The 25100-nt window shown below is 41.2% G+C and carries 19 protein-coding genes; all 19 read right to left on the reverse strand.

The features are described from left to right. Positions 1–36 precede the first annotated feature (36 nt). The 19 genes from RHS_RS09215 to RHS_RS09300 all read right to left on the reverse strand — a co-directional run bounded on the left by RHS_RS09215 (position 37) and on the right by RHS_RS09300 (position 25100). Complete coding sequence (locus RHS_RS09215; RefSeq protein WP_063837266.1) at positions 37–1134, reverse strand: glycosyltransferase family 2 protein; 1098 nt, start codon at positions 1132–1134, stop codon at positions 37–39. 149 nt (positions 1135–1283) lie between these two features. Next, entirely contained in the window at positions 1284–1628 is a 345-nt protein-coding gene (locus tag RHS_RS09220; RefSeq protein WP_047833007.1) for an EamA family transporter, read from the reverse strand. After that, entirely contained in the window at positions 1621–1986 is a 366-nt protein-coding gene (locus tag RHS_RS09225) for a transporter (RefSeq protein ID WP_044296660.1), read from the reverse strand. Before RHS_RS09225 ends, RHS_RS09220 begins: the two co-directional genes overlap by 8 nt. Then, positions 1976–3181 carry an ATP-grasp domain-containing protein gene (locus tag RHS_RS09230; RefSeq protein ID WP_047833008.1) on the reverse strand — a complete coding sequence of 402 codons (1206 nt, stop codon included), beginning with the start codon at positions 3179–3181 and terminating at the stop codon, positions 1976–1978. Before RHS_RS09230 ends, RHS_RS09225 begins: the two co-directional genes overlap by 11 nt. Before the next feature lie 84 nt (positions 3182–3265). Beyond that, positions 3266–4411: an acetyl-CoA carboxylase biotin carboxylase subunit family protein gene (locus RHS_RS09235; RefSeq protein WP_047833009.1), complete on the reverse strand. Its 1146-nt coding sequence runs from the start codon at positions 4409–4411 to the stop codon at positions 3266–3268. 176 nt (positions 4412–4587) lie between these two features. Beyond that, on the reverse strand, positions 4588–5712 hold the full coding sequence (gene rpoD / locus RHS_RS09240; protein WP_027296827.1) for an RNA polymerase sigma factor RpoD: 1125 nt from the start codon (positions 5710–5712) through the stop codon (positions 4588–4590). A gap of 62 nt (positions 5713–5774) precedes the next feature. After that, on the reverse strand, positions 5775–6233 hold the full coding sequence (locus RHS_RS09245; RefSeq protein WP_027296826.1) for a signal peptidase II: 459 nt from the start codon (positions 6231–6233) through the stop codon (positions 5775–5777). A gap of 4 nt (positions 6234–6237) precedes the next feature. Continuing rightward, complete coding sequence (clpX, locus tag RHS_RS09250) at positions 6238–7713, reverse strand: ATP-dependent Clp protease ATP-binding subunit ClpX (RefSeq protein ID WP_081999006.1); 1476 nt, start codon at positions 7711–7713, stop codon at positions 6238–6240. A gap of 146 nt (positions 7714–7859) precedes the next feature. Next, complete coding sequence (locus tag RHS_RS09255; RefSeq protein ID WP_395021904.1) at positions 7860–8978, reverse strand: S1C family serine protease; 1119 nt, start codon at positions 8976–8978, stop codon at positions 7860–7862. A 73-nt stretch (positions 8979–9051) separates the two neighbouring features. After that, positions 9052–9636, reverse strand: coding sequence for a hypothetical protein (locus RHS_RS30660; RefSeq protein WP_395021890.1), 585 nt, complete (start codon positions 9634–9636; stop codon positions 9052–9054). A gap of 255 nt (positions 9637–9891) precedes the next feature. Continuing rightward, positions 9892–11718: a glutamine--fructose-6-phosphate transaminase (isomerizing) gene (gene glmS, locus RHS_RS09260; protein ID WP_027296824.1), complete on the reverse strand. Its 1827-nt coding sequence runs from the start codon at positions 11716–11718 to the stop codon at positions 9892–9894. Between the two features lie 23 nt (positions 11719–11741). Next, positions 11742–12680, reverse strand: coding sequence for a glycosyltransferase family 2 protein (locus RHS_RS09265; protein WP_027296823.1), 939 nt, complete (start codon positions 12678–12680; stop codon positions 11742–11744). Between the two features lie 4 nt (positions 12681–12684). Beyond that, a complete protein-coding gene (locus tag RHS_RS09270) occupies positions 12685–14112 on the reverse strand; it encodes an LCP family protein (RefSeq protein WP_395014211.1) in 1428 nt (475 codons plus the stop codon). 25 nt (positions 14113–14137) lie between these two features. Next, positions 14138–15538 carry an undecaprenyl-phosphate glucose phosphotransferase gene (locus RHS_RS09275; protein WP_027296822.1) on the reverse strand — a complete coding sequence of 467 codons (1401 nt, stop codon included), beginning with the start codon at positions 15536–15538 and terminating at the stop codon, positions 14138–14140. Between the two features lie 100 nt (positions 15539–15638). After that, a complete protein-coding gene (locus RHS_RS09280) occupies positions 15639–16601 on the reverse strand; it encodes a glycosyltransferase family 2 protein (RefSeq protein ID WP_027296821.1) in 963 nt (320 codons plus the stop codon). A 93-nt stretch (positions 16602–16694) separates the two neighbouring features. Next, entirely contained in the window at positions 16695–18704 is a 2010-nt protein-coding gene (locus RHS_RS09285) for a glycosyltransferase (protein ID WP_047833010.1), read from the reverse strand. Then, positions 18697–19881, reverse strand: coding sequence for a dTDP-4-amino-4,6-dideoxygalactose transaminase (rffA, locus tag RHS_RS09290; RefSeq protein ID WP_047833011.1), 1185 nt, complete (start codon positions 19879–19881; stop codon positions 18697–18699). Before rffA ends, RHS_RS09285 begins: the two co-directional genes overlap by 8 nt. 4 nt (positions 19882–19885) lie before the next feature. Then, the gene (locus RHS_RS09295) at positions 19886–22624 is read right to left on the reverse strand and encodes a YfhO family protein (protein ID WP_047833012.1); all 2739 of its coding nucleotides are present in this window, start codon (positions 22622–22624) and stop codon (positions 19886–19888) included. A 31-nt stretch (positions 22625–22655) separates the two neighbouring features. Further along, on the reverse strand, positions 22656–25100 hold the full coding sequence (locus RHS_RS09300) for a glycosyltransferase (RefSeq protein ID WP_047833013.1): 2445 nt from the start codon (positions 25098–25100) through the stop codon (positions 22656–22658).

A 25100-nucleotide genomic window follows, 5' to 3' on the forward strand; every position in this document is an offset into this window, starting at 1 on the left:
AGTAACAATCCCAATGATCAGTTTCTTTTTTTGTTTTCATTCTGTTTCTCCCCGGTCTGTGGTTGCCGCTACTTCGTTTTCCTGATATTCTTTCGTTTCTATTTCTGTCCGGACTTGTGACCTCATTTCCACATCTACTTGTGGTTTTATTTCCGGTTTTATTTCCAGTTTCATTTGCTGTTCCATCTCAGGTTTTATTTCCGGTTTTTTCGCTGTCACGTTGATTGTCTCACGGACGACATATTGGGGGGTTTTATTCAGATTCAGCATAATTTTCCCAATATACTCTCCCACGATCCCCAGCATAAACAGTACGATGCCAAAGAACAGGAACATGGCGCACATAAGGGAAGACCAGCCCAGAACCATCGTTGGATCTAAGATCCGGCGCACAAACACAACCAATGCCCCGATTACACCGATAACTGCAAAGATGCCTCCCAGCAACATGGAAATCCGCAAGGGGATTACCGTATAATTAATACAGGATAAGAATAACCGGAATAACTTTTTGAAGGTGTAGTTGGAAGTACCCACCTCACGGCTGAAATGTTCGATATCCACATTTGCAATGTGGTTTGTGGTACGGTAAAACAATACCTGCAGGTATAAATTATAGTTGTCATATTTGATAATTTCATCTCTGACATATTTCTTGGCAAGCCAAAAACTGCATGCCGTAATGCCCTTTGGTCTTTCGATCATATGCCATACAATAAAATCACTGATTTTGCTGGTCAGATTTTTAAGCCAGGAAAATTTCCGGGTCTGATATCTGCCATAGACCAGATCATAGCCTTCATTCATTTTCTCGATAAACTTATGGATCTGGGACGGATGCGTCTGCATATCATCGTCCATTCCCATTATCAGTTCGCCGTTTGTATGCTGAAGGCCAGCCATGATCGCATTATGCTGTCCAAAATTCTTAGCCAGATCAATTCCTTTCACAAAAGAATATTTATCGGCACAGCGTTTAATGGATTCATAAGTTTTGTCTTTTGAATAATCATTAACCAGTACGAATTCACACTCGTAACCATCTATTTTTTTAAATTCCTCTACGCATAAATCCACTACCTTCTCAATGGTATCCTGGGAATTATAGCAGGGAATCACAATCGATATTAACATTTAAGTACTCCTTTATTTCTGCTTGCAGAGAGCCAAACAGGCATGCCTGCATTTGCTTTTTGCGGCTGCAGCGAGGGACTTTTCCCAACCGCCTGCGGCTGCATATTTAACGTCCCGCCAGCTTACTGCGGGTATATGACCTGTGTCAGCTACATAGAAAATACTAATATTCCCACGAGTATGACCAGTATTCCGATTAATTTTTTCTTTGGAAAGCGCTCTTTCAAAAAGAAATAACCCATTACGGATACAAATATGTAACTGGTAGATTCTAAAATGGGTGCCATGGAAAGCGGTACATAGCGCAGTGCGAACATGGTCAGCAGCGTTGATAAAAAGAACAGCCCGTATGCAAAGATAACCAGGGGATTCAAATATTCAAATAACATGCTCTTATGCTTCTTCATCGTAGCCTTCTTCAACATAATCTGGGAGATTGCAGAAATCAGAACCGATGATAATAAAATACAGATGGAAATATTGAGCTTACTCATCAGAAGTCACCACCAGATATATTCCAAAAAAGATAATCCCTGCTCCCAGCAGCATGTTCCATGTGATTACCTCCCCAAATATTATTTTACCGAAAATCATTCCCCAGATCAGAGTTACCGGCTTGTTTGCAAAAGCTACCGTCAGCGGGATACGCTTTAATATCTGCTGCCAGATAAATGCATAAACGAACATAATCACCAGTACAAGACCATAGTAACCGCAAAATTCCAGAGATAAAAACTTCTGATTTGCAGCCATCTTAGATGCCACTCCGCTTAAAGAACTAAACAGCAGACTGATATGCAGAACCGTAAATAATTTTATATAGAACCATTTGTTTTTTGTCTTATCTGCCATATTCGTTATCCACTTCTATGGTGATTTTGGACATCACTTCTTCTAAACGCTCCCTGCATGCCTGCAAGGTATCACCTTTTATAATAATCTGACCGATCCTGTCCCTGCCATTGTTATATTTATTCACCTGATCCCCTTCCCGGATGTTAAAGGACAAATCTATAATATCCTGGGAAGGCTCATTTTCGTTTACAAGTCTGGTAACCGTTCCGGTCTTATCGGAAATTAATATCTTTGAAAGATTCGGCACCGGACGAATCATGGAAGCACGAATAAACAGAGCCCGGACATCCAGTCCCATTGCCAGCATGGCAATGATTTCATAATAGTGTATCCCATAGTATATACTCACTAATTCCGGCAGGCAGGTAGCTCCTGCTCTTGCAGTGATTTCAATTACGTATACTTTTCCATCCTTCAATATAAGATCACAGTTAACCGGGCAATTGTCAATTCCCAGTGCACGGACAGCTTTTCCTACTTCCTTTGAAATCTGGGGTGAAAGCTGGTTAATATTCTCAAGGGGTACATAATGTCCAACAGGGGTAGGCGTAAAACCCTGATAGGCATCAATTCCGTTTGGAAGCATAAATACAAGTTCTCCGTCCTGAATCATCGCCTCAGTACCGAAAATTGTACCTTCAATAAACTCTTCCACCAGACAGTAATCCTTCCCGGTTGCTTCCATTGTTTTACCGTAATTTGCAATGGCTTCCTCTTTTGTATTACTTCTAAAGATTCCTCTGCTGCCCATCAGGTCAACTGCTTTCACAATAACAGGAAAGCTAAGTTCCTCTAATGCCCTTTCCAGTTCCTCCTGATTTTTCACCAGTCGGAACCGGGCGGTACTTACAGCTTCTCTCTCGAAAGCTTTTTTCATTTTCCATTTATTTACAGAGCAGCATGCCGTTTCGTATCCCGGTCCCTTAAGTCCCATCTTGTCACATACATAACCAATAGCCGGCACCCCGGTATCCAGGCAGCAGGTGGTAATTCCATCTATCTGTAACTTCCTGGCATATTCCAAAACCTCCTCCGGCTTTGAAATATCGGCATAGCAGAACTCGTCTGCCTCTTCAAAACCAGGAAAATCACCTGGTATGCTTGCGGCGATTGTATAAAATCCCAGTTTTTTTGCCGCCCTGATTAGCGGTACCTGAGAATAGCTTGCGCCTAATATCATTAATTTTTTCATATTCTTTTCCTCGGTTTCCTGTCTGTATTAATCCCCTGGAGCATGTTTGCAAATACTTCCTTCTAATAATGAAGAATCCAGTTTTTATAGGAGCGCTTCAATCTCCTGCATATGGGAAAAGTCCCCGGTTTTTATAATGTAAAAGCCAAATCGGCTTCCACTGTCAACCACCTTATGAGAACCAATTTCCCCGATCTCGCTGGTAAATACTATATTTTTTGGATATTTTGCTTTTATATGCCTGTATTTCTCCAGATCACCGGTTCCTAAAATAAACTGGATTCTGGCAAAGTGATTAAGCGGCTCTTCCAGCAGCCTGGGTCTTTCACCCAAAGCAGTCTGAATAACCATTTTCAGATAATCCTGTCCGGTGGAAAGTGGAACGAGATGGGAACCGATACAATCTCCGCCCATACGTGACCCTATTTCAATGATTTTCACTTCCTGCCTGCTATTAATTCGAAATTCCGAGTGGGATGCCCCATTTCGGATTTCAAGGGCATCCAGAGCCATTCCAAGCTCCCGGAATACCTTCGCTTCTGTCTCAGGGGGCAGACCGGAGGGTTCCAGGTGACCTGTTTCAATAAAATGAGGTGCCCCGGTAGTATACTTTCTGGTAATTGCCAAAAAGGTATGCTGTCCTTCATAGCTGATTCCTTCACAACTGAATTCTTCTCCGTCAATATACTCTTCTAAAATCGCCTTCTTTTCAAAAGAATTTGAGATGGCTGCCGTAATTGCCCCTTCTAGCTCTTCTTCCCGGAAAACCTTGGTAATCGCCCTGCTGCCGGACCGGTCCGTGGGTTTGACGATAATTGGAAATGTCATGCCCTGGGGCAGTTCCACATTTCGTTTCTCATCCACCACCGTAAATAACGGCGCCGAAATATGATTTTTTACAAATGCCCTGCGCATTTCATATTTATTAGTGGAATACAAGATACATCTGTCGCTGTTTGCACAAAGTCCCAGGCGTACCGCAAGATACTGTACGGTAATATTCGCCAGGTCAGAACCGATACTGGCTACCGCATCCGGTCTGATCTTTTTGCATTCCTTCAGTATTACATCTTTTTCCACAATACTTACCGGATAGAAATAATCTGCTGTCTGTTCTCCGACAGCCCCTTCCTTCCATGCAAACACATGGGTCTGGTATCCCATCTCTTTCGCTTTTAATATCAGAGGGTTTTGAAAATCATTTGCTCCGATAATGACAATTTTTTTCATAATAACCTTTCCTATGATTATTCATCCACACATTATAACCAATGACAAACCGTATCAGTACAACAAAAGCGGGACCAGGGAGCTTCTGTAATGAGGCTCCCGAATCCCGTTATCTTGCTCAAAAGTGTATTTGAAATTCATTACACCAGCCTGCACGCCCAAATGCTGTCTAATCTTTAAATAAGAAAATCTTTAAGTCTTTTACTACGAGACGGATGACGCAGCTTGCGCAGTGCTTTCGCCTCTATCTGCCTGATACGTTCTCTGGTAACGTTAAATTCTTTACCGACTTCTTCCAGTGTTCTTGCTCTTCCATCTTCCAGTCCAAAACGCAGTTTAACTACCTGACGCTCTCTGTCCGTAAGGGATTCCAGTGCAGTGCCAAGCTCTTCTCTAAGCATGGAGAACGCTGCAGAGTCTGCAGGTGAAAGTGCTGAATCATCTTCTATAAAGTCACCTAAATGACTATCATCCTCTTCACCTATGGGTGTATCAAGAGAAACCGGATCTCTGGAAATTTTCAGAACTTCTCTTACTCTTCCAACCGGAACATTCAATCTCTCCGCTACTTCCTCAGCGGTTGGTTCTCTTCCTAATTCCTGTAACAGGGTTCTGGTCATACGAAGGGTCTTGTTGATCGTCTCTACCATATGTACCGGAACACGAATGGTTCTTCCGGTATCGGCAATACCACGTGTAATCGCCTGACGGATCCACCAGGTAGCATAAGTACTGAACTTATATCCTTTGGTATAATCGAACTTGTCCACAGCCTTCATAAGCCCCATATTTCCTTCCTGAATCAAATCCAGGAAAGGCATACCGCGGCCAACATATTTTTTAGCAATACTGACTACCAGACGCAGATTTGCCTCTGTCAGTGATTTTTTAGCTTCTTCATCGCCATTTTCCACACGTTTTGCCAGTTCTACTTCTTCTTCTGTACTAAGCAGAGGCACATTACCTATTTCCTTCAGATACATACGTACCGGATCTTCTGTACTGACGCCTTCCAGGACATCAACATCATCGATAATTTCAACTTCCTCTTCTTCACCTAACAGCAGATCATCATCATTTTCAATCAGTAATTCTTCTGCTTCATCTTCTGCAGAACCATGTAATACATCAATATTGCTCTTTTCCAAGTATTCTAATATTGCATCCATCTTGTCTTCACTGAGCTCAATTCCTGCAAAAGCATCATTGATTTCTTTGTATTCAATTACATTTTTTTTACCTTTTGCTTTTTCGACAAGTCCCTTTAATGCTTTTGAAAATTGTTCTTGTAATTCATCCATAAACTTTCTTTTCTCCTCTATGGTATTCCTACAGATTACCATAACATTTTTGACATATCCTGTCAACTTTTGTTCCTGAGATTCCACAAAATAAATAAAAAAGATCCCGCAAAAATGCATATATCCGATATATTAAACACAATTTGGCGAAACTTTTTCCATTTTGTCTGAAAGCTGAAGTAGTCTACTACGTATCCACGCTTTATCCTGTCGTAAATATTGCTTGCTGCACCTCCGAGCACCAGGGCGAATCCGGTTTTTAATAACCCCATTCCTTTTTTACCCAGAAGCCAGAGATAAGCGAACAGGACTCCCACCGTCATCCCGGTGGAAAGCCCGGCTACAAACTCCTGCTTTTTATCCAGAAAATTCAACATAGCGCCTTTGTTATGGTATTTGTGAAGAATGATTTTACCACCCAGTATTTCTTCATCTTCTCCAATTTCTCTGGTTTTCTCAATTTTGTCTTTTATTAAAAAATCAGTGATAAATATAATTACCGGTATCAGAATGTATATCATAAGCTTATCCCTCCAGAGCAGGCACTCCGCGCATGGTGATCAGCGGTCCTCCCGTATGTTCAATATAAGCTTTCGTAATTGTTACATTGCCTATATTATCGTCTTTTGGAATCTCATACATAATATCCAGCATAAACTCTTCAATAATAGCCCGAAGCGCCCTGGCTCCTGTCTTCTTTTCCAATGCTTTTTTAGCGATGGATGCCAGTGCTTCATCATCAAAATCCAATTTCACTTCGTCTAATGCAAGCAGCTTCTGATATTGTTTTAAAATAGCATTCTTAGGCTCTTTTAAAATTTGTACAAGCATCTCCTCTGTCAATCCCTGTAAGGTATATACAATAGGGAGACGCCCGATAAATTCAGGGATCATGCCAAATGTTCTGATATCATCCAGCGTCACTTTTTCCAGGATGTTGGGATCCTCATCATATTTGTCTTTCAGATCCGCACGGAAACCAACCGATGCCTGCTTGTTTAACCGTTCTTTGATAATGTCTTCCAGTCCCGGGAAAGCTCCGCCACAGATAAACAGAATATTTCTGGTGTTTACCGTTGTAAGAGGTACCATGGCATTTTTACTGTTTGCCCCTACCGGAACTTCTACATCCGCACCTTCTAACAGTTTTAACATTCCCTGCTGTACGGATTCTCCGCTGACATCTCTCTGATTGGTATTCTTCTTCTTGGCAATCTTATCAATTTCATCTATAAATACGATTCCTCTTTCCGCTTTCTCCACATCATTGCCGGCAGCCGCCAGAAGTTTGGAAATTACGCTTTCGATATCATCGCCAATATAACCCGCTTCCGTCAGGGATGTGGCATCTGCAATGGCAAGGGGAACATCCAAAAGCCTTGCAAGGGTTTTGACAAGATATGTTTTACCACTGCCGGTAGGTCCGATCATAAGCATATTGGACTTCTCAATTTCAATGTCATCCATATTTCCGGTTGCCACTCTCTTGTAATGGTTGTATACCGCAACGGATATTACTTTCTTTGCCTTTTCCTGACCAATAACATATTCGTCCAGACTGGCTTTGATCCTGTGAGGTGCGGGAATTGATTTTACATCAAATTCCTTCTTAGGCTCCTCCTTGGGCTTTTTCTTCTTGACCTTCTGCTGGTTTGGTATTTTATTCGTAAGCTCTGACAGATTTACCATATTAATGTTTGACATATTCATCAGATCATTATATGGAATATTTCCATTGTTCATGGTATCAAATGCCTTCTGCATACATTCCGAACAGATATGAATACTGTTGGGAAGATTTACCATTTTTCCGGCTTTGCTTTCCGGCCGTCTGCATATAAAACAGACCTCTTCATATTCATCGTCATCCGGTTTTTCTTTATTTTTTTCTGTCTTTACTTTTTCCTCAGTCTCTGTAATATCTGCTGTTATATCTTCATCATCAGAGTCAACAGCATCCACTACATCTTTATCATATATTTCATCTTTTTTATCTGACATATTATTTCCTCTCTTTTGCACAAACTACTACAAGTAACTATATCATAGACAAAAAGCTCGCACAAGTGAAGATTTTATAAAATCTATAAAAAACCGTTCCAGGATCTCCAAATCCTGGAACGGTTATACTATTCTGCTAATGACACTTAATTATTAAAGTTGAAGAACTGCTCCATTCCATTACCGCCCTGATTTGGAATCATTGGGGTCATCTGATCCTGCTGTGACTGCCCGTTTGAGGAATCTTCACTCTGGGGATTTGTATTATTGCTGGTTGTATCAGCACTCTGCTTATCTAATGTGATGCTGACTGTTCTGGCTTTGTATTCACCGCCATCGGCTGCCTGAACCTCTAAATCAATTGTTTCCCCTGCTTTGTAATAATTCATTCTGTCATATAAATCATTCGCAGATGTTATGGAAATACCGTCAATCTTTGTAACAATATCCCCTTTTATCAGACCAGCTTTTTCTGCTGCTGAACCTTCTACTACTTCATATAAAAAGGCACCGGACGGCATATTATATACCTGTTTTGCTTCTTCAGAAACATCCACCGGTTTCACACCCATATAACCTTTTTCGCTGCTTTCCACTTTTGATCTGGTAGTACGGTTCATTAAATCATCTAAGATCGGTTTTGCAGTATTAATCGGTATCGCATATCCCATCCCCTCTACTCCTGAAGATGCTGCTTTTACAGAATTGATTCCGATTAACTGACCGTTGATATTCAATAAAGCACCACCGCTGTTACCGAAGTTAATCGCTGCATCTGTCTGGATCAGACTGTTGGTAACTGTTCCGGATGTAGTCTCAACACTGACTTCACGGTTTAGTGCGCTGATAATACCGGATGTAACGGACTGTCCATAGCCAAGTGCATTACCAATTGCAATTGCCTGCTGTCCAACCTGTAAGTTATCAGAATCACCGATTTCAGCTATTTTAACCTGATTTAATACATCTGCCGGAATATCACTTAACTGTACTGCTACCATTGCCAGATCATGTTCCGGATCCGTTCCTTTTACCTGTGCCTGAACTACTTTATCTTCCTGATTTTCCACATTTACAGTAAAACATACGGTCAGGTTTTCGGAACCCTCTACTACATGGTTATTTGTTGCAATCAGTAACTCCTTGTCATTTTTACCAATGATAATACCGGAGCCGCTGCTCTCTTCTTCCTGTGCCTGAGTTCCATAAAAATATGTCTGTACTTCTTTTACCGTTTTACTGGTAATTGCTACAATGGAAGGCATTGCATTTTCGGCAACCTTTGCCACATCAGTGGATGATGTACTGACTGTGCTGCCTTCTGCAGTCTTATTCAGCTCATTCACTGTTCCTGTTGAACTGATTTTCGCTTCTGTTTGCTTTGTCTGCGGGAATACTTTTCCACCTACATAATCTGTAATCTGGAAGGATGCGCTTGCCACTACACCGAATACAACTGCTACCGATGCTGCCACTGCAATTTTGGACATCATGGATTTTTTTCTTTTTCGGTTTTTCATAGCGGGGCGGATTCGGGTTCTGGCCGCCTGTCTGATAGGAGCCATAAGAGTGCTGCTGTTGTCCCTGCTGATCCTGCTGCTGTTCTTCTTCCTGTCTGTTATCCCGGTCATAAGCGTAATGATAAAATGAATTATTCTGAGCCTGCCCGTTTTGATTCTGGGAACTTGTCATTTGATTATCTGGCTGTGCATATGCCTGTTCCTCAGCTGTGTCAGCAGTTTCTGATGTTTCCGGTGATTCTATGGTATCTGCAGTCTCATCTGCATCGTAAACCATATTCTCGTTTGATGGCTGTGCATCACTTTGTTCATACACTTCGTCCTGTCTGTATCCTTCTCCTGAATTAGAAGGAGTACCTCCTGTTACATTGTTTTGTTCTTTATCGTTAAATTCATCATACATTTGAATTACCTCCTCGTATTTTTCCTCTTTGTTATTTTCTGGTATCAGTTTAACAACCAAATGTGTTCAATCTGTGATAAATGTTTTAAAAAAATTTGAAACGACAAAAATATCAAAAAATGTTGAAAATAAATATGGACGCAGTACTTTAGGAGTTACGGACTGCATTTAAAATCCTGTATTTCCTATTGTACTGCGCCCGTACTGATTCTATACAGGAACAATATACGAATGCATATACTTACATTTATTCCACTATTCTACGGTAACAGACTTTGCCAGATTTCTCGGCTTATCTACATCACAGCCTTTGCCCAGAGCTACATAATAACCGAACAGCTGCAGCGGAATAATCGCCAGTGAATTGGCAAAATACTGGTTTGTCTTCGGTATGTAGATTACATAATCAGCCGTTTTCTCCACATCAGTGTGGTCTGCATTTGTAACTGCCAGAAGGAATGCCCCTCTTGTCTTTACTTCCTGCATGTTACTGATCATTTTTTTGTAAAGGTCTTCCTGGGTAAGCACTGCTGCTACCAGCGTTCCCTCTTCAATCAGGGATATTGTGCCATGCTTTAACTCACCTGCTGCATAAGCCTCAGAATGGATATAGGAGATTTCTTTTAACTTTAAAGAGCCTTCCAGGGAAATGGAATAATCAATTCCTCTTCCGATAAAAAATACGTCTTTTGCGGCAATATAACGATTAGCAAAACGCTGAATCTTTTCTTTGTTGTTTAAAAGCATTTCAATCTGCTGAGGCAGCCTTTTCAGTTCCCTGATGTACTCTTCCATCTGGCTGTCTGTCACTTTACCTCTTACATGGGCAAATTTTAATGCCAGTAAATACTGGGCAATCAGCTGGGTGCTGTATGCTTTCGTGGTTGCTACTGCTATTTCCGGACCAGCCCAGGTATACATTACATTGTCCGCTTCCCGTGCTATGGAACTTCCCACTACATTTACAATTCCCAATACCTTAATGCCATGCGCCTTTGCCTCACGGAGTGCAGCCAGAGAATCTGCAGTCTCACCGGACTGGCTAACGATAATTGCCATGGTATCCGGCTCAAAAATCGGATTGCGATAACGGAATTCGCTGGCCAGATCTACTTCTACCGGAATTCTAGCCAGACCTTCAAATACATATTTTGCAGTGACACCGGTGTGATAAGCGGAACCGCAGGCAATAATATAAATTTTACGGATTGCCTTAATTTCTTCTTCGGTCATTCCCAGTTCTTCAATTACAATTTCATTTCCTTTAATTCTTGGATTCAATGTATCGGTAACCGCTTTTGGCTGTTCATACATTTCTTTTAACATGAAATGCTCATATCCGCCTTTTTCCGCAGCACTGATATCCCATTGTATTTCTGTTGATTCTTTATCGATCTCTTCTTCATCAATATTATAGAAGGTCATGCCATCTTTCGTCAGCATAGCTATTTCTTCATTTTGGATAAAATAAACGTTTCTGGTGTACTTTAACACTGCGGGAACATCGGATGCAATCAGGTTGCCATCTTTGCTGTGTCCCACGATTAAGGGGCTGTCTTTACGAACGGCATAGATTTCGCCCGGATGTTCTTTAAACATGATTCCAAGGGCATAAGAACCTTCTACACGGTGCATAATCTTAGTAATCGCCTCTAACGGGTCACCTTTGTAGTAATAGTCCAGAAGATGGGCAATCACTTCCGTATCTGTCTCAGATAAAAATTCATACCCTTTAGACTGGAGCTTTTTCTTTAACTTTAAATAATTCTCGATAATTCCATTGTGTACAACTACGATGGAAGCATCTTTATTAAAATGTGGATGTGCATTCACATCAGACGGTGAGCCATGTGTTGCCCATCTCGTATGTCCGATTCCTGCCATCCCCGGCATAGTTGCGCCGCCGTGTGTCAGTTCATCCAGAATCTTCAGACGCCCGGTGGATTTCTTCATTTCAATTGAGGTACCGTCATAAACTGCTATTCCAGCAGAATCATAACCACGATATTCCAGTTTTGACAAGCCATCCAATAAAATTGGTGCTGCCTGACTCTCTCCTATATAACCAACAATTCCACACATAGTTGTTCCTCCTCATAATTCATTTAGCGGTTGCTTTGTTGTTGTTTCCAGTAATTAGGACTCATAGTGCATTTCAAAACCAGCCATTTCGGCAATCTCCTGTATCGTTTTCCTAAAAAGTATCCCAGGTATTTAAACCCGCTTTTCATTACCAGATCAGCGATCAGCCAGGGTTTATGGATTTTCATAAGATATGCAGCGGTCTGCTTTACCATTCGCATTCCCTCGCTCTCGGAACTTGCCATTGAAAATATCTGTGGATGGTCAGCCTGGGAGACAGCCAGATCAAAATTACGCTTAAACTGCATCATATTCCCATAGTTATGAGAGTGATATACCATAGCTTCTGCCACATATGCAATCTCTCTGCCGGATTTTATCATCTTTCCTGCCATAATCATATCTTCATTAAAGATTGTATGCTTTTCAAAACCTCCAAGTGCAGCGTACAGCTCCCTTCGGTATGCGGCACACACATTGGAACAAAAAAAGGTTTTTATTCCCAGAACGGGAAGATCCTCTTTTGATTTTACAACACTTTTATCTCCATAGTTAAAGGATCTTGTATAACGTTCAATAATCTTACAGTCATCGTTTGGAAGCTGCCTGGCATAGGCCGCACCCACAGATTCACGCTCGAACGCTTTTACCAGGGACGAAACCAGAAATTCATCTTTTGGCATGGCATCCTGAGTCATGAACAATAAAATGTCCGTATCAGACATCGTGGCGGCTCTATTTCTAGTGCCGCCATGATTAAATTCTTCTGCAGATAAATGGTGGATTTCCACCCCCGGCATTTTCTCATAAATCCCTGCTTTCGGGAAATACTTTTTCTCTGTATTCATAATACGAATACAATGTATGGGATAATCCTGCCTGGTTAATATCTGCATCAGCATATGAAATTGTTTTCCCGGCTTATAAGTCGGGATGATAACATCAACTGTATAATTTTTCATAGGTTTATTGAATTCCTGTTTCGTTAATGATCTTGTTACTGATTTCCTGTACCGTATTGGAAGGTGTATAGCCATCGCTGCCGAATAGATACGTATGAAGTTCTTTTACATTCTGGGCCAGATTAACAGGTACTACACAGTCGCCTGCGGCAATATTAGCCGGCATCTGCTCGAACGGGAAACCGGTCGTATCACTCATGTTATAAGAAGCGATGTCTTTTGCAAGACTAGCCATCTCGGTAACACTTAAACTTGTGGAAATATTATCAAACACACTGTCTATAATTTTATTTAATTCCAAAAGATTTGCTGTTTTTGCCTTTTTAAAGATCTGCTCTAATACAGTTCTCTGACGTTCTGTACGCTTAAAGTCATCTCCAGCTGTATAACGGATTCTGCAGTAAGATAATGCCTGTAAACCATTTAATGTCTGAAGGCCTGTTGTTTCCACGGGGACAATTTCCAATCCCGTTACTTCGGATCCTTCTACCTGATAATTATTCAGGTGAACAATCTCATCTTCCTGTATATCGATTTCCACACCGCCCAGTGCATTTACCACTTCTGCAACTGCATTGAAGTTAACCGTAACATAATCGGTGATATCCATGTCCAGATTTTTATTAATCATATTCATAGAACGTTTCGGTCCGCCAAACTGATAACACTCTGTTGCTTTCCGATATTCACCGTTCGTGTTGTCTAAGTAAGTATCGCGGTAAATAGAAACCAGTTTAATGTCCTTTGTTTCGTTGTTAATACTTGCCACCATAATCGTATCACTACGGGAGTCTGTTGTAGACGCATCCCTGGAATCCACGCCAAATAGAGCTATGTTCCGGTAACCCTTCATGACCGCTGCCTGCTCAGAAGGAATCTCTGAGTTGATAATAATATCGCCTTCTGCAATATCTTCTGTTTTTAATTTACTGAATTTAGCAGCAACAAATAATCCTACTGCAAGTACCAGCAGAACAAGTATTTCAATTACAAAAATGATTCTTCTTCTGGTTTTTCTCTTGGATGACTTCTTATCCTTTCCTCCCGGATATCCACCGGCAGGGGCTACATTGCTGTTTTTCGGTTTTCTGCCCTTTGGCGCACCATTACCAGGCCCATTGTAAGGTCCGTTCTGATAAGGTCCATTCTGATATTGTCCGTTATAAGATCCATTCTGCTGGTACTGTCCATTGTTATACGGACCGTTTCCAGGACCATTGTACGGACCATTCTGGTATCCGTTATTCGGACCATTGTATGGGCCATTTTGATACTGCCCGTTGTTCGGACCGTTGTAAGGTCCATTTTGATAGGGACCATTATAAGGTCCGTTCTGGTATGGGCCATTATTTGGGCCGCTCTGATACGGACCATTATTCGGACGGCCCTGGTTTCTATTCTGGCTTTCGCGGTTTTTCTTTCGATCTGACATTTCATTCCCCTTCTCTAATTAATCTTTAATATGCATTTTTATTAACAAATCCTTTGAAAATCGTCAAAAAAAGGATTTTAATATCCAATCCCAAAGTCCAGTTCTCAATGTAGTACAAGTCATAATCTATACGGCGTCTGATAGAGGTATCTCCACGGTAACCATTAATCTGTGCCCATCCGGTCATCCCGGGCCGTACCTGATGCTTTATCATATAACGAGGTATTTCTTCTCTGAACTTTTCTACGAATTGCGGCCGCTCCGGCCTTGGTCCCACCAGGCTCATATCTCCTTTCAGGACATTAAAAAGCTGCGGAAGTTCATCAATACTGGTTTTCCGCATAAATTTTCCGATACCGGTAACACGCGGATCATTTTTAACCGTCCATGCGCGCTGTTCTGTGTTTGGCTTTTGTACCTCCATGGACCGGAACTTGTACATCATAAAAGGCTTGTTATGAAGCCCTACCCTCTCCTGCTTAAAGATAAGGGGACCCGGAGAAGTCAGCTTGATTACCCCGGTAACGATTAACATGACTGGAGAAAACAAAATAATTGCACAGGTTCCTCCCAGAATGTCAACTGCTCTTTTTACCATCATGTTAAATGTATTCGTAAGCGGGACGTGGCGGATATTAACAACCGGAAGTCCCAGAAGATCTTCTGTATATGGCTTTGTCGGAATTATATTATTATAATCCGGAATAAACTTTGTATGGACACCTGACTTTTCACATAAGGAAACAATACGTTCCAATTTGTAATATTCATTCAATCCCAGAGTAATCGCTATCTCATCCAGCCTGTTTTGCGGAAGTATTACCAGCAGATTATCTATTCGCCCAATAACCTTAATACCTTTATACATGGTTCCGCTTTCCACATTATCATCCAGGATACCGCGGATCAGATAACCCCATTGCGGATTTTCCTTCACCCGGTCTACAAACTCCTCTGCTGCCCGGCTGTATCCGACCAGAATAATATGCTTAAGATTCATTCCCTTTGCCCGCATATTCATCAATACTTTACGTATAAAATAACGGACCAGAATTTCCATGCCTATATTTAAGCCATAGAAAATGAAAAGCATCTTTCGCGAAAAGTTGTTTTCATGTATCATATATAAAATAAGTATAAACAGCAACAGTGCAATACTGTTTGCTTTCATGATATTACCAAATTCTAACCGCCTGCCCTGCACTCTTTTCGGAGTATAAAGGCTGAAAGCATAATAAAGCAGCAGCAGTCCTGGTATTAATGGAATTAATGCGGACATATAAGTTTGCACCGGAAGCTTACCTATATCCGGATCCTCCAGCAGCCAAAACTGGATAAACCATGCCGCTACGTAACTGACCGCAATAACACAGCCATCAATTACAACATGAAAGCGATTTAAATACTTTTGATTATCTTTAATCACTAATCTTCACTCCTCGCTTTATCCATACGTTCTATAATACAATATCTCCCTAAAAAGGGCAACTGTCATTTTTCGATTTGATATCTAACTTTTTTAGAACTTATCTCGTATTTTTCAGACGTTTTATGATATTAATCCACAATTCAAATTGTATTTTAACATAATTCTTGAAATTTTTCTTTTTAAATTTAACTTTACTTCCTTTTTCCGCCAATGCGAAACCTTTTCTAATTCCCTGTATATACTCTTTAAAATATCCTTTACTGCCAAAAAATACTGTTTTCACCAGAATTCCCGTTATTAAGAATGGTATATTTAATAGTATTTGCAGAAAAGGCATGTTTTTATAAATTAAATAAATATTATTTCTGGCTGAGTAGCCGATTTTAAATTCATTGTATCTGGAACCGGTGGTTCCGCTTCCTACATGATGCACAACTGCCCCAGGTGCATAGCGGTTCTCATATCCTTCAATCCTTGCCCGGTATCCGATATCGATATCTTCCAGATATGCGTAATGCCGTTCATCGAAATATCCAATCACCGAGAAAATACTTTTTCGGTAAATTGCAGCACATGCACAGGATGCAAATATTCTACGGGGTTCATCATACAGATTTGCGGGCATGTCTTTTCCCCAGGCGAATGCCCAGCCTAAAGAACAGTAATAATTTCCACCATCGTCCATCAGAGCGGGATTATGCATCTGCAGTATTTTCGCCTGGCTGGAAAAACAGTTTGGATGCATTTCTATATCTGCAAGCAGGGCCCTGACGAAATCCTCTTCTGCTTTTGTATCATTATTTAACAGGATCACGTAAGGTGCCTTTGCTTTCTGAATCCCGATATTAACCGCCCGGCAAAACCCATAATTTCGTTTTAATGCTATACATCTTACTTCCGGATATTTCTCTTTTACAAATGAAATGCTCCCGTCACCGGATCCGTTATCCACCAGCAGGATCTCAAAGTCTTTCTCCGTCTGCCTGCGCAGTGCGCTCAGGCAGTCATCCAGATAAATCATTCCATTATAATTTGGTATCACAACTGATACTTTACACATAAACTATTCCTCTTGCGACATTTCCGGCCAGTACAGCGCTGCATCAGTTTTTGCCATTCAATACCAGTCTGTGGAAATTGCGCGGTTGCTGTATTAAAGCCTGTTTGAAAATTCATTTTTCAGTTCATAATTCCAGGTTTTCAAAGAAAAATTAGGGTTATAATAAGGATCACCCTGTTTCAGGAGGGAAATCCAATGACTTCTCATATATTCTATCTCTGATTGAAAACGTCTTACTTTCTCTTTTGTATCTTCCGGTCCGCGGGTCTTTGACTCGTGATGGTACATTTCCACAAAGGGGTCATAAACCACAAGATAGCCTGCTTTCCCAACCTTCAGACAAAAATCCACATCGTTAAAGGCAACTGCCAGTTTCTCTTCAAATCCACCCACTTCTTCATAGACACTGCGGCTGACCATCATACATGCAGCTGTCACTGCGCTCATATCCTGCTGCAGCCTGGCTTTATGCAGATAACCGCTATGGCTTCTGGGCAGTCCCACAAACATACTGCCTGCTATTCCGCCGATCCCCAGTACAATACCCGCATGCTGAATGGTATCATCCGGGTAATAAAGCCTTGCACCGACAATGCCGACTTCTTCTCTTATTGCATGGCCTAAAAATTCTTCAATCCATCCCGGTGTTATTACTGTTATATCATTATTCAGGCAGATGATATATTCCCCTGAAGATTTTGCTATTCCAAAATTGTTAATAGCCGAATAATTAAATTTGGAAGTATGGCTACCTTCCGGGGAAGGGCTACATTCCGAGGAAGGGCTACATTCCGAGGAAAGTCTACATTCCTTGTCCCAATATACTACTTGAATCCGATTTTGTCCATCCAAATTTTTATAAAATGCAAAAGTTTCTTCCTCTTTACTATTATTTTCTACAATAATAACCTCATAATTCGGATAAGTTGTCTTTTCTTTGATGGAATTTAGACAGCTCTGCAAGATATCTGCATGATCTTTATTGGGAATGATAATCGAGACAAGCGGTTTATGGGTCACTTCATAGGAAACCCGGTAAAATCCCATATCTTTTGTCTGGCTAACACTTCCTTTTACTTTGCATCGGTTCAGATGTGCTTCAATTGCCCGTTTTCCTGCCTCAAAAGCATAGGCCTTACTTGCGGGATTGTCTGCTGTGGAAGCTTTGTGAATTCTCCAGTGATAGAGTACCTTCGGGACATGTATTACTTTAGACCCTCTGCATATTGCAAGGCGGCCTGCGATACTTCCGGAACCAGCTGTATCAACATGGTTTTTGTTCACACTCTGATCATGCATTTCCCCTTTACTTGCCTCTTCGATGCACCGGAAAACAAAATCATAATCCTGGGCGCCTTCAAATTCCCTGCGAAGCCCTCCTGCTTTTTCTACCAGACTTCTCTTTACCACAAACAGATGACAGATATAATTGTTCGACCTCAACAGATCCAGGTTAAAGTCCGGCTTAAAATGCGGCTGGAAATGTTCCGAAAGATCCGATGTCACTTTATCTTCATCTGTATAAATAACTTCTGCTTCCTGATTTTCCTCTATCGCCTTCGCCACTTCGTACAGCGCATTTGGTGCCAGCAGGTCATCATGATCAAACAAAACAATGAACTCTCCTTTAGCCATCGTAAATGCCGCATTTGTATTATCTGCAATCCCCAGATTTTCTTCCAGTTTCTGATACCGGATTCTGGCATCACTTTTCACATATTCTTTTATAATCTTACCCGTCTGCGTGTCGTCTCCGCTGCCATCAGCAAGACACAGCTCCCAATGAGGATAACTCTGTTCGCAGACCGATTCGATCATCTGGCGCAAAAAATCTTCCGGCGTCCGGTAAACAGGAACTACCACGCTGAATTTCACCGGATTCTTCCAGTTTTGTTCTCTCTGCCGTTCCAGTTCCTCTGCCGATGCTTTGTGCCTGTCAAACCAGACAGGATAGTCCACATCCGAATGTTCAAAACGCTCTGTAAGTTTTACCGTAAACTCCTTGAAGCCATAGTGCTTCAGATACAGACACGCTTTTTTAATATTATATGGAGAAAGTCGTTTTACCAGCTTTCCCCAGGAAATCTTTGCATGTTTACTCATTTTTGTCCCCTTGAATAGCACAAGCAGGCTGACCTGCAAAACTGCTGTCTCCTGTGAAAAAACTTTTTATTGTTTTTACCACATGTTCCAAATCCTTTTCCTCCAGACCATAATACATCGGAAGCCGCAAAAGGCGTTCACTCTCCAAAGTGGTATAGCGGTCTTCTCCGCAGAAACGTCCGAATTTCAGACCTGCCGGAGCAGTATGCAGAGGAATATAATGAAACACACTATGTATGCCATTATCATGAAGATAGGCGATTAATCTGCTTCTCACTTTAAGATTCTCCACTTTAATATAGTACATGTGGGCATTGTGCACCGCATATTCCGGCACCGATGGCTGACTTAAATATCCCTGATCCGCCAATCCCTTCAGGCCCTCCTGATAGTATGCATAGCTTCTCATTCTATCCTTTGTAATTTTATCTGCGATTTCCAGCTGGGCATAGAGATAAGCCGCATTCATATCGCTAGGCAGGTATGAGGAACCATAATTCACCCAGGTATATTTATCTATCTGTCCCCGGAAAAACTTACTCCGGTTGGTTCCCTTTTCTCTTAGTATTTCCGCTTTTTCACGATATTCATCCCCCTGGAATAATATCGCTCCGCCTTCACCCATAGAATAATTCTTGGTCTCATGAAAACTGTAACATCCAAAATCCCCGATTGTACCAAGGGCTTTGCCTTTGTAGTAAGCATCCACACCCTGCGCCGCATCTTCAATAACAGCCAAATGATGTCTCCCGGCAATTGCCATAATCTCATCCATGGCACATGCCACCCCGGCATAGTGAACCGGTACAATGGCTTTTGTCTTCTCCGTTACCGCCTGTTCAATCAGACGTTCATCTATATTCATGGTGTCCGGCCGGATATCTACAAATACCAGCTTTGCGCCCTGGAGTACGAATGCATCCGCAGTGGAAACAAATGTATATGCCGGCATAATCACTTCATCCCCCGGCCGGATCTCTGCCAGAAAGGCCGCCATTTCCAGGGCATGGGTGCAGGATGTGGTAAGCAGAGCATGTTTTACATGGAAACGCTCTTCCATCCATTGGGAACACCGCTTTGTAAACTTTCCGTCACCACTGATTTTCCTTGCGTCAATCGCCTCTTTTATATAGTCCAGTTCTTTTCCTGTAAATGGTGGTACATTAAAATCGATCATTTTACTACTCTTCTTTCCTATTTCTGCTTATCCTTATGTTCCATACCAGCATTGATATAAATATGATACTGCTTATGATGCTTACAATGACTCCTTCTTTAAATAAAGGGGGATCAAATACTATTTTCACCTCATGGCTTCCCGCTGGAGTTTCAAAGGCAATAAAGCCATAATCCGCCCTTTTTATTTCCTGCCTGTTTCCGTCCAGATAAACGGACCACCCTTTTTCAAAAGGAATTGCCAGCATCACCATACCATTTACCGGTGCTTCAATTTTACCTGTAATCATACTGTCCCGCTTCGGATCTGTAATTTCAATATTTGCTTCTTCATCGTATACAATAGAGTCTTTATATCCGTAAGCGTTCAAATTTGTCAGCTTTGCATTTACTTTTCCTTCATTGATCTGTATCGTAATATTTTCCGTATCCGGCAAAATGTTTAATGCTATATTCTTCGGTTCGTCTTTTCTCACATACACTCTGTAAGGGCGGTCATCGTTTGTACTTATTTCCACATAGGTCGGGAAATCTACCTCGATTGTAAATTCAAGCTTTGCTCTCTGGTATTTTTGTAATGATTTCTGATTAACCGGAAGATGAATAAAGTGCTGGTCATAGGTTGTAATTTCATGATTACCTGCCTGGCATACGGACGTATCTATTTTATCATACGCAATCAAATCTGCTGCTTTTTTCTTCTGATATTCCTTTAATTGTTTGTCAGAAATCCGAAAAGCGCTCTTCTTTTGGCTTTCCGATTCATCCAGTACCAGAACCTCCGACAATAAACCTTCTACATCAAACTGGCTTCGCTTTGCGGTAAATGCATCTTCGTCCATGGTCTTTGTAAAGAATTTACCAAGGGAGGAGGTTTTCTGATTTCTATAAATATAAATATCTCCCACTTCACGCAAAAACTGATAGCCGTCCACATTTAAATCCTTTGTCTTAGTCAAAATGTATTTCACATTACAAAGAGCTGCCAGATCACTGTCATGAACCGCATTTTTAAACTGGTAATGATTGATATCCCCCAAACTGTACAACTGAGGCCATACACGGTCTACAAATGCTGCTATATTTCCATTCTGGGTAGAATTATAAGTACTGACCCCATGATAATACTGCGCCAGCGAATCCATACTGTGGGAAGCAGAGATAAAATCCTTTTCTACTCTGTAAAAAGAAGAATCAATAGATTTTAAATATGCCAGCGCTTCCTCTACGGAAGAATGATATGTGCCTTCAAAATAAGAAGTATCATCTTTCTTTACCGTATCCCTATTCTTATAATTTAATGCCGTATCACTGGTGACATTAAAAAATAACAGAACCACCAGCATTAAATAGAGATTACCGGAAGGTATCTTCCATTTTTTCTGAACAAACAGCCACAGGACAACTGCCATGCCTATTCCTGTCACAAGCATAAAAAAGGCATTTTCACCATATCCTGCTTCTTTCAGATATGTATAGGCCTTCCCATATACCGCAATAATTCCAATACATGCTGCAGCCAGCCCCAAAATATTTAATTTTCTTTCTTTTATAATCCGGTCCAGCATCATCCCGCTGACCAGTGCGAAAAGCGGCATAAATAAAAAGCTGTGCCTTGAGAATTCATAAGAAAATCCATTGAATATAATACTTCCGCATTTCAGACCAATGCTGACTGCAATCAGTATAACTGCCGCATATTGGGTTATTTTATGCTTTTTATCTGTATTCTGCCTGTGAATAGTAAACAAATACTGAAATAACAATATTACAAACAAGGTAGATAAAAACAGGTGGATATCTTCATAATAATTTGAAAATCCACTGTAAGAATATGTGGATCCCGACTGCAGGTTACTGGAAAACAGATTGTATAATGCTGTCTTATAGTAATCTTTAGGCCAAAGACTGAAAGAAGCCAGCAACCGCTGTGAAAGGCTCGTGGTGGAGGCCAGCCTTGCACTTGTTCCAAACAAAAGTGCGGCAACCGGAAAAAGATTAATGGCTCCCATTCCCACGCCTAACAGCATAAAGCATCCATCACTGAATAAAAGCATGATTTTTTCTTTAAGCTTCCATCCATTCAGCTGAATCAGCCGGAAACATAAATATATGCCGCCTCCAAGCAGACACATATATCCCCAATATAAGCTTCCAAATACAATAATACCGGAGACTGCGGCAAGAATCAGTTTGTATTTTTTACATACCAGTGTTTTTTCTATGCAGAGTAAGAGCAGGGGAAAGAAGACAACTACCGTAGCAAATTGATAATGCTGCCCCCAGACCACCATGAAGCCGCTGAATGCATACATAAATCCTGCAATAGACTTTGCATATTCTGAAAGTGAAAAGCAGGATAAATAATAATAGACTGCGATACCTGCAAGAAGTATCTTAAAAATCTGGAAATATACCAGATACGAAGCCAGATGCTCCGGTCCAAACACGACACCCAACAGGTAAAGCACCATCAAAAAGGGATCTGTCAGGTTCAGTCCAAACATATTTACCCCAAAACCATTGTTGAAATCCCACAGAGAAAAACTTCCGTTTCGCAAATGATTCACAATAGTATTATACTGCATCAGATACTGCTGCTTTGTATCAGAACCTATGTCTCCAAAGACAAAGGTTTCATTTCCAAATATATAACTCTGAAAAATAAGAAGACAGGCACCTAAAATGATCAGGCTTAGAATCCCTGCCGTCTTAAAACTGCTTGTATTTTTTTCCTGTATCATACGTTACTCCCCTTGCTGAAATTCTCCCTAATTAAATCTTCAACGAGAAATCCGCCTTGTCTAACGATAAATTCACATTATAATAAGGATCCCCTTTTTCCAGGATATCCGGCCACTTAGCAAGAAACCTGTTGGCTTCCCTGTTAAACCTCTGGACTTTATCGGGGGTATCCTCATATCCCCTGGACTTGGACTCATAGTGGTAAAGTTCTGCATACGGGTTATACACCACTAACTTACCAAGTGCCCTGACTTTCAGACAAAAATCTATATCATTAAATGCAACCTGAAGGTTCTCGTCAAACCCTCCGGCTTCTTCAAATACACTTCTTTTTACCATCATGCATGCCGCTGTTACTGCGCTTAAATCAGCCGCACAGATAATTCTGGAAAAATATCCATTATCATCACGTCTGCTCCCGATAAATGCATGCCCTGCAATCCCGCCAAATCCAATGATAACGCCTGCATGCTGAATGGTATTATCCTCAAAATACAGTCTGGCTCCTACGGCTCCCACATCATCCCGCATACAGTAGCCCAGCATTTCTTCCAGACAATCTTCATTAATAATCTCCGTATCATTATTTAAAAACAGTAAGTAGCTTCCTTTTGCATGTCTCACACCAAAATTATTGATGCTGGAGTAGTTAAATACATCTTTCCAGCAGACAACATGCGCACATGCAAGCTCTGCTTCCAGTTTTCGGTAATAATCAAATGTTTCTTTTTCACTGCTGTTATTTTCCACAATAATAAATTCTATATTAGGATAAGCCGATTTGGTTAAAATGGAACGGACACATTTATCTAAATCAGCAGAATGGTCTTTATTCGGTATGATTACTGAGATCAGAGGTTTCTCCTCCGGCATTACAAACCGGGTCTTATAAAGCCCCAGATATGCTCCACTTGAAACAACTGCTTCGATGCCAAGCCTGTCGTAATGCGCCTGCACTGCCCGTGTTCCCGCCTCAAAAGCATAAAGCTTGCTCTCGGGATTCTCAGCAGTGGAATCCTTATGTGCACGCCAATGATAAAGTACTTTCGGTATATGCCAGATCTCTTTTGCCTGCTCTGCACATCTTAAAATAAAGTCGTAATCCTGTGCTCCGTCAAACTCCTGACGCAGGCATCCCACCTGTTTTAAAAGTTCTTTTTTTACAACAAATAAATGACTGATATAATTCATACTGCATAGTAAATCAATATTGAAATCTGATTTGAAATGAGGCTGGAAATATTCTTTTCCATTCATAGTAATTTTATCTTCATCCGAATAAAGCACGTCAATACGGGGATTTTTATTGATTGCTTTCACACACTCAAACAGCGCCTCCGGCGCCAGTAAATCGTCATGATCTGCAAACGCAATATAATTTCCCGTAGCAATCTGAATTGCATAATTAGTATTTTCTGAAATCTGCATTTGCTTTTTCGGATAAATGACCTTGATTCTGGAATCCTTTTTCTGCATTTCATTTAATGTTTCAGCGAGAGGCGAATCCTCCCCGCTTCCATCTGAGAGACATAGTTCAAAGTTCTCGTAAGTCTGGTTTTGTACGGATTCCACAAATTCCTTTAAATAAGGAAGGGGTGTCTTATATAATGGTACTACGATACTGATCAGGGGTCTGAGCCCGAACTTGGTGCGCCTTTGTTCTTCCAGTTCTTCTCTGGAAATCAAATGTTTCCTGCGCCATTTTCCATAGTTTTCTTCAATATTCATATCCACACGCATTACTTTTTCAATCGTACGTTTCATGGCACGCTCCAGACCGTTTCGTTTCAGATAGGCGATACCTTTTGTTAAATACGATGGCTGTCCTGATTTTCCGGCAGCAGAAGAACCCACCGTATAGCCGGAACTAAGCCCACATGCTGTAACGGTAATCTTCACCTTCGAAGCCGGTTTCCTATATTCCAGCTGGAACCCGGCCTGATTGCAGAGATGCCCCTCAGGAAAATTACCAGCCAGATCCACACGCTCGTGGAATTTTATTTCTGCATCTATTTCACAGCCTTTACTGTCCTTAAGTTCAACTTGATAAGGTTCTATCGACGCTGCCCAGCCACTTACGGACATTTTCCCATCCGCTCCTGCACGAATAGCATCAATACAGAAATTCACTTCTTTTTGCTGCTTTAAAAGGTTGGAAACAGGAAGCCTGTAAATCCGCTTCTGTTCCTCCTCTGTCTTTTGGAAAACGGATAACTTTTTGTGGGAGCCCATTTCTTTCGGAAGTTTAATCCATATAAAATATTCCCGGTCTATTTCCAGCCCCTTTGCCAGATACTTTTTCCGTACCTCTATCCCCGATAAGTTCGTAACTTTCACAGGAAGCCGCTTCCGGTCCATAAATGCAGAAATATTTTTATCGGTGATTTCATCTCCTTCACAAATTCCCTGCAATACATAGCAGTCCCTGTGTTCCAGATGAAATCTGGCTATCTGTACATTAAACAATCTGTCCAT

This window comes from Robinsoniella sp. RHS (assembly GCF_001029355.1).
Classification (GTDB): domain Bacteria; phylum Bacillota; class Clostridia; order Lachnospirales; family Lachnospiraceae; genus Robinsoniella; species Robinsoniella peoriensis.

What these genes read in the sequence shown, in the direction of transcription:
- RHS_RS09295 (WP_047833012.1), bottom strand. Translation starts at nt 22,624, where the DNA reads ATGATACAGGAAAAAAATACAAGCAGTTTTAAGACGGCAGGGATTCTA.
- glmS (WP_027296824.1), bottom strand. Translation starts at nt 11,718, where the DNA reads ATGTGTGGAATTGTTGGTTATATAGGAGAGAGTCAGGCAGCACCAATT.
- RHS_RS09300 (WP_047833013.1), bottom strand. Translation starts at nt 25,100, where the DNA reads ATGGACAGATTGTTTAATGTACAGATAGCCAGATTTCATCTGGAACAC.
- RHS_RS09225 (WP_044296660.1), bottom strand. Translation starts at nt 1,986, where the DNA reads ATGGCAGATAAGACAAAAAACAAATGGTTCTATATAAAATTATTTACG.
- RHS_RS09265 (WP_027296823.1), bottom strand. Translation starts at nt 12,680, where the DNA reads ATGAAAAATTATACAGTTGATGTTATCATCCCGACTTATAAGCCGGGA.
- rpoD (WP_027296827.1), bottom strand. Translation starts at nt 5,712, where the DNA reads ATGGATGAATTACAAGAACAATTTTCAAAAGCATTAAAGGGACTTGTC.
- RHS_RS09270 (WP_395014211.1), bottom strand. Translation starts at nt 14,112, where the DNA reads ATGTCAGATCGAAAGAAAAACCGCGAAAGCCAGAATAGAAACCAGGGC.
- RHS_RS09215 (WP_063837266.1), bottom strand. Translation starts at nt 1,134, where the DNA reads ATGTTAATATCGATTGTGATTCCCTGCTATAATTCCCAGGATACCATT.
- RHS_RS09230 (WP_047833008.1), bottom strand. Translation starts at nt 3,181, where the DNA reads ATGAAAAAATTAATGATATTAGGCGCAAGCTATTCTCAGGTACCGCTA.
- clpX (WP_081999006.1), bottom strand. Translation starts at nt 7,713, where the DNA reads ATGTCAGATAAAAAAGATGAAATATATGATAAAGATGTAGTGGATGCT.
- RHS_RS09220 (WP_047833007.1), bottom strand. Translation starts at nt 1,628, where the DNA reads ATGAGTAAGCTCAATATTTCCATCTGTATTTTATTATCATCGGTTCTG.
- rffA (WP_047833011.1), bottom strand. Translation starts at nt 19,881, where the DNA reads ATGATCGATTTTAATGTACCACCATTTACAGGAAAAGAACTGGACTAT.
- RHS_RS09235 (WP_047833009.1), bottom strand. Translation starts at nt 4,411, where the DNA reads ATGAAAAAAATTGTCATTATCGGAGCAAATGATTTTCAAAACCCTCTG.
- RHS_RS09245 (WP_027296826.1), bottom strand. Translation starts at nt 6,233, where the DNA reads ATGATATACATTCTGATACCGGTAATTATATTTATCACTGATTTTTTA.
- RHS_RS30660 (WP_395021890.1), bottom strand. Translation starts at nt 9,636, where the DNA reads ATGTATGATGAATTTAACGATAAAGAACAAAACAATGTAACAGGAGGT.
- RHS_RS09280 (WP_027296821.1), bottom strand. Translation starts at nt 16,601, where the DNA reads ATGTGTAAAGTATCAGTTGTGATACCAAATTATAATGGAATGATTTAT.
- RHS_RS09255 (WP_395021904.1), bottom strand. Translation starts at nt 8,978, where the DNA reads ATGCCTTCCATTGTAGCAATTACCAGTAAAACGGTAAAAGAAGTACAG.
- RHS_RS09285 (WP_047833010.1), bottom strand. Translation starts at nt 18,704, where the DNA reads ATGAGTAAACATGCAAAGATTTCCTGGGGAAAGCTGGTAAAACGACTT.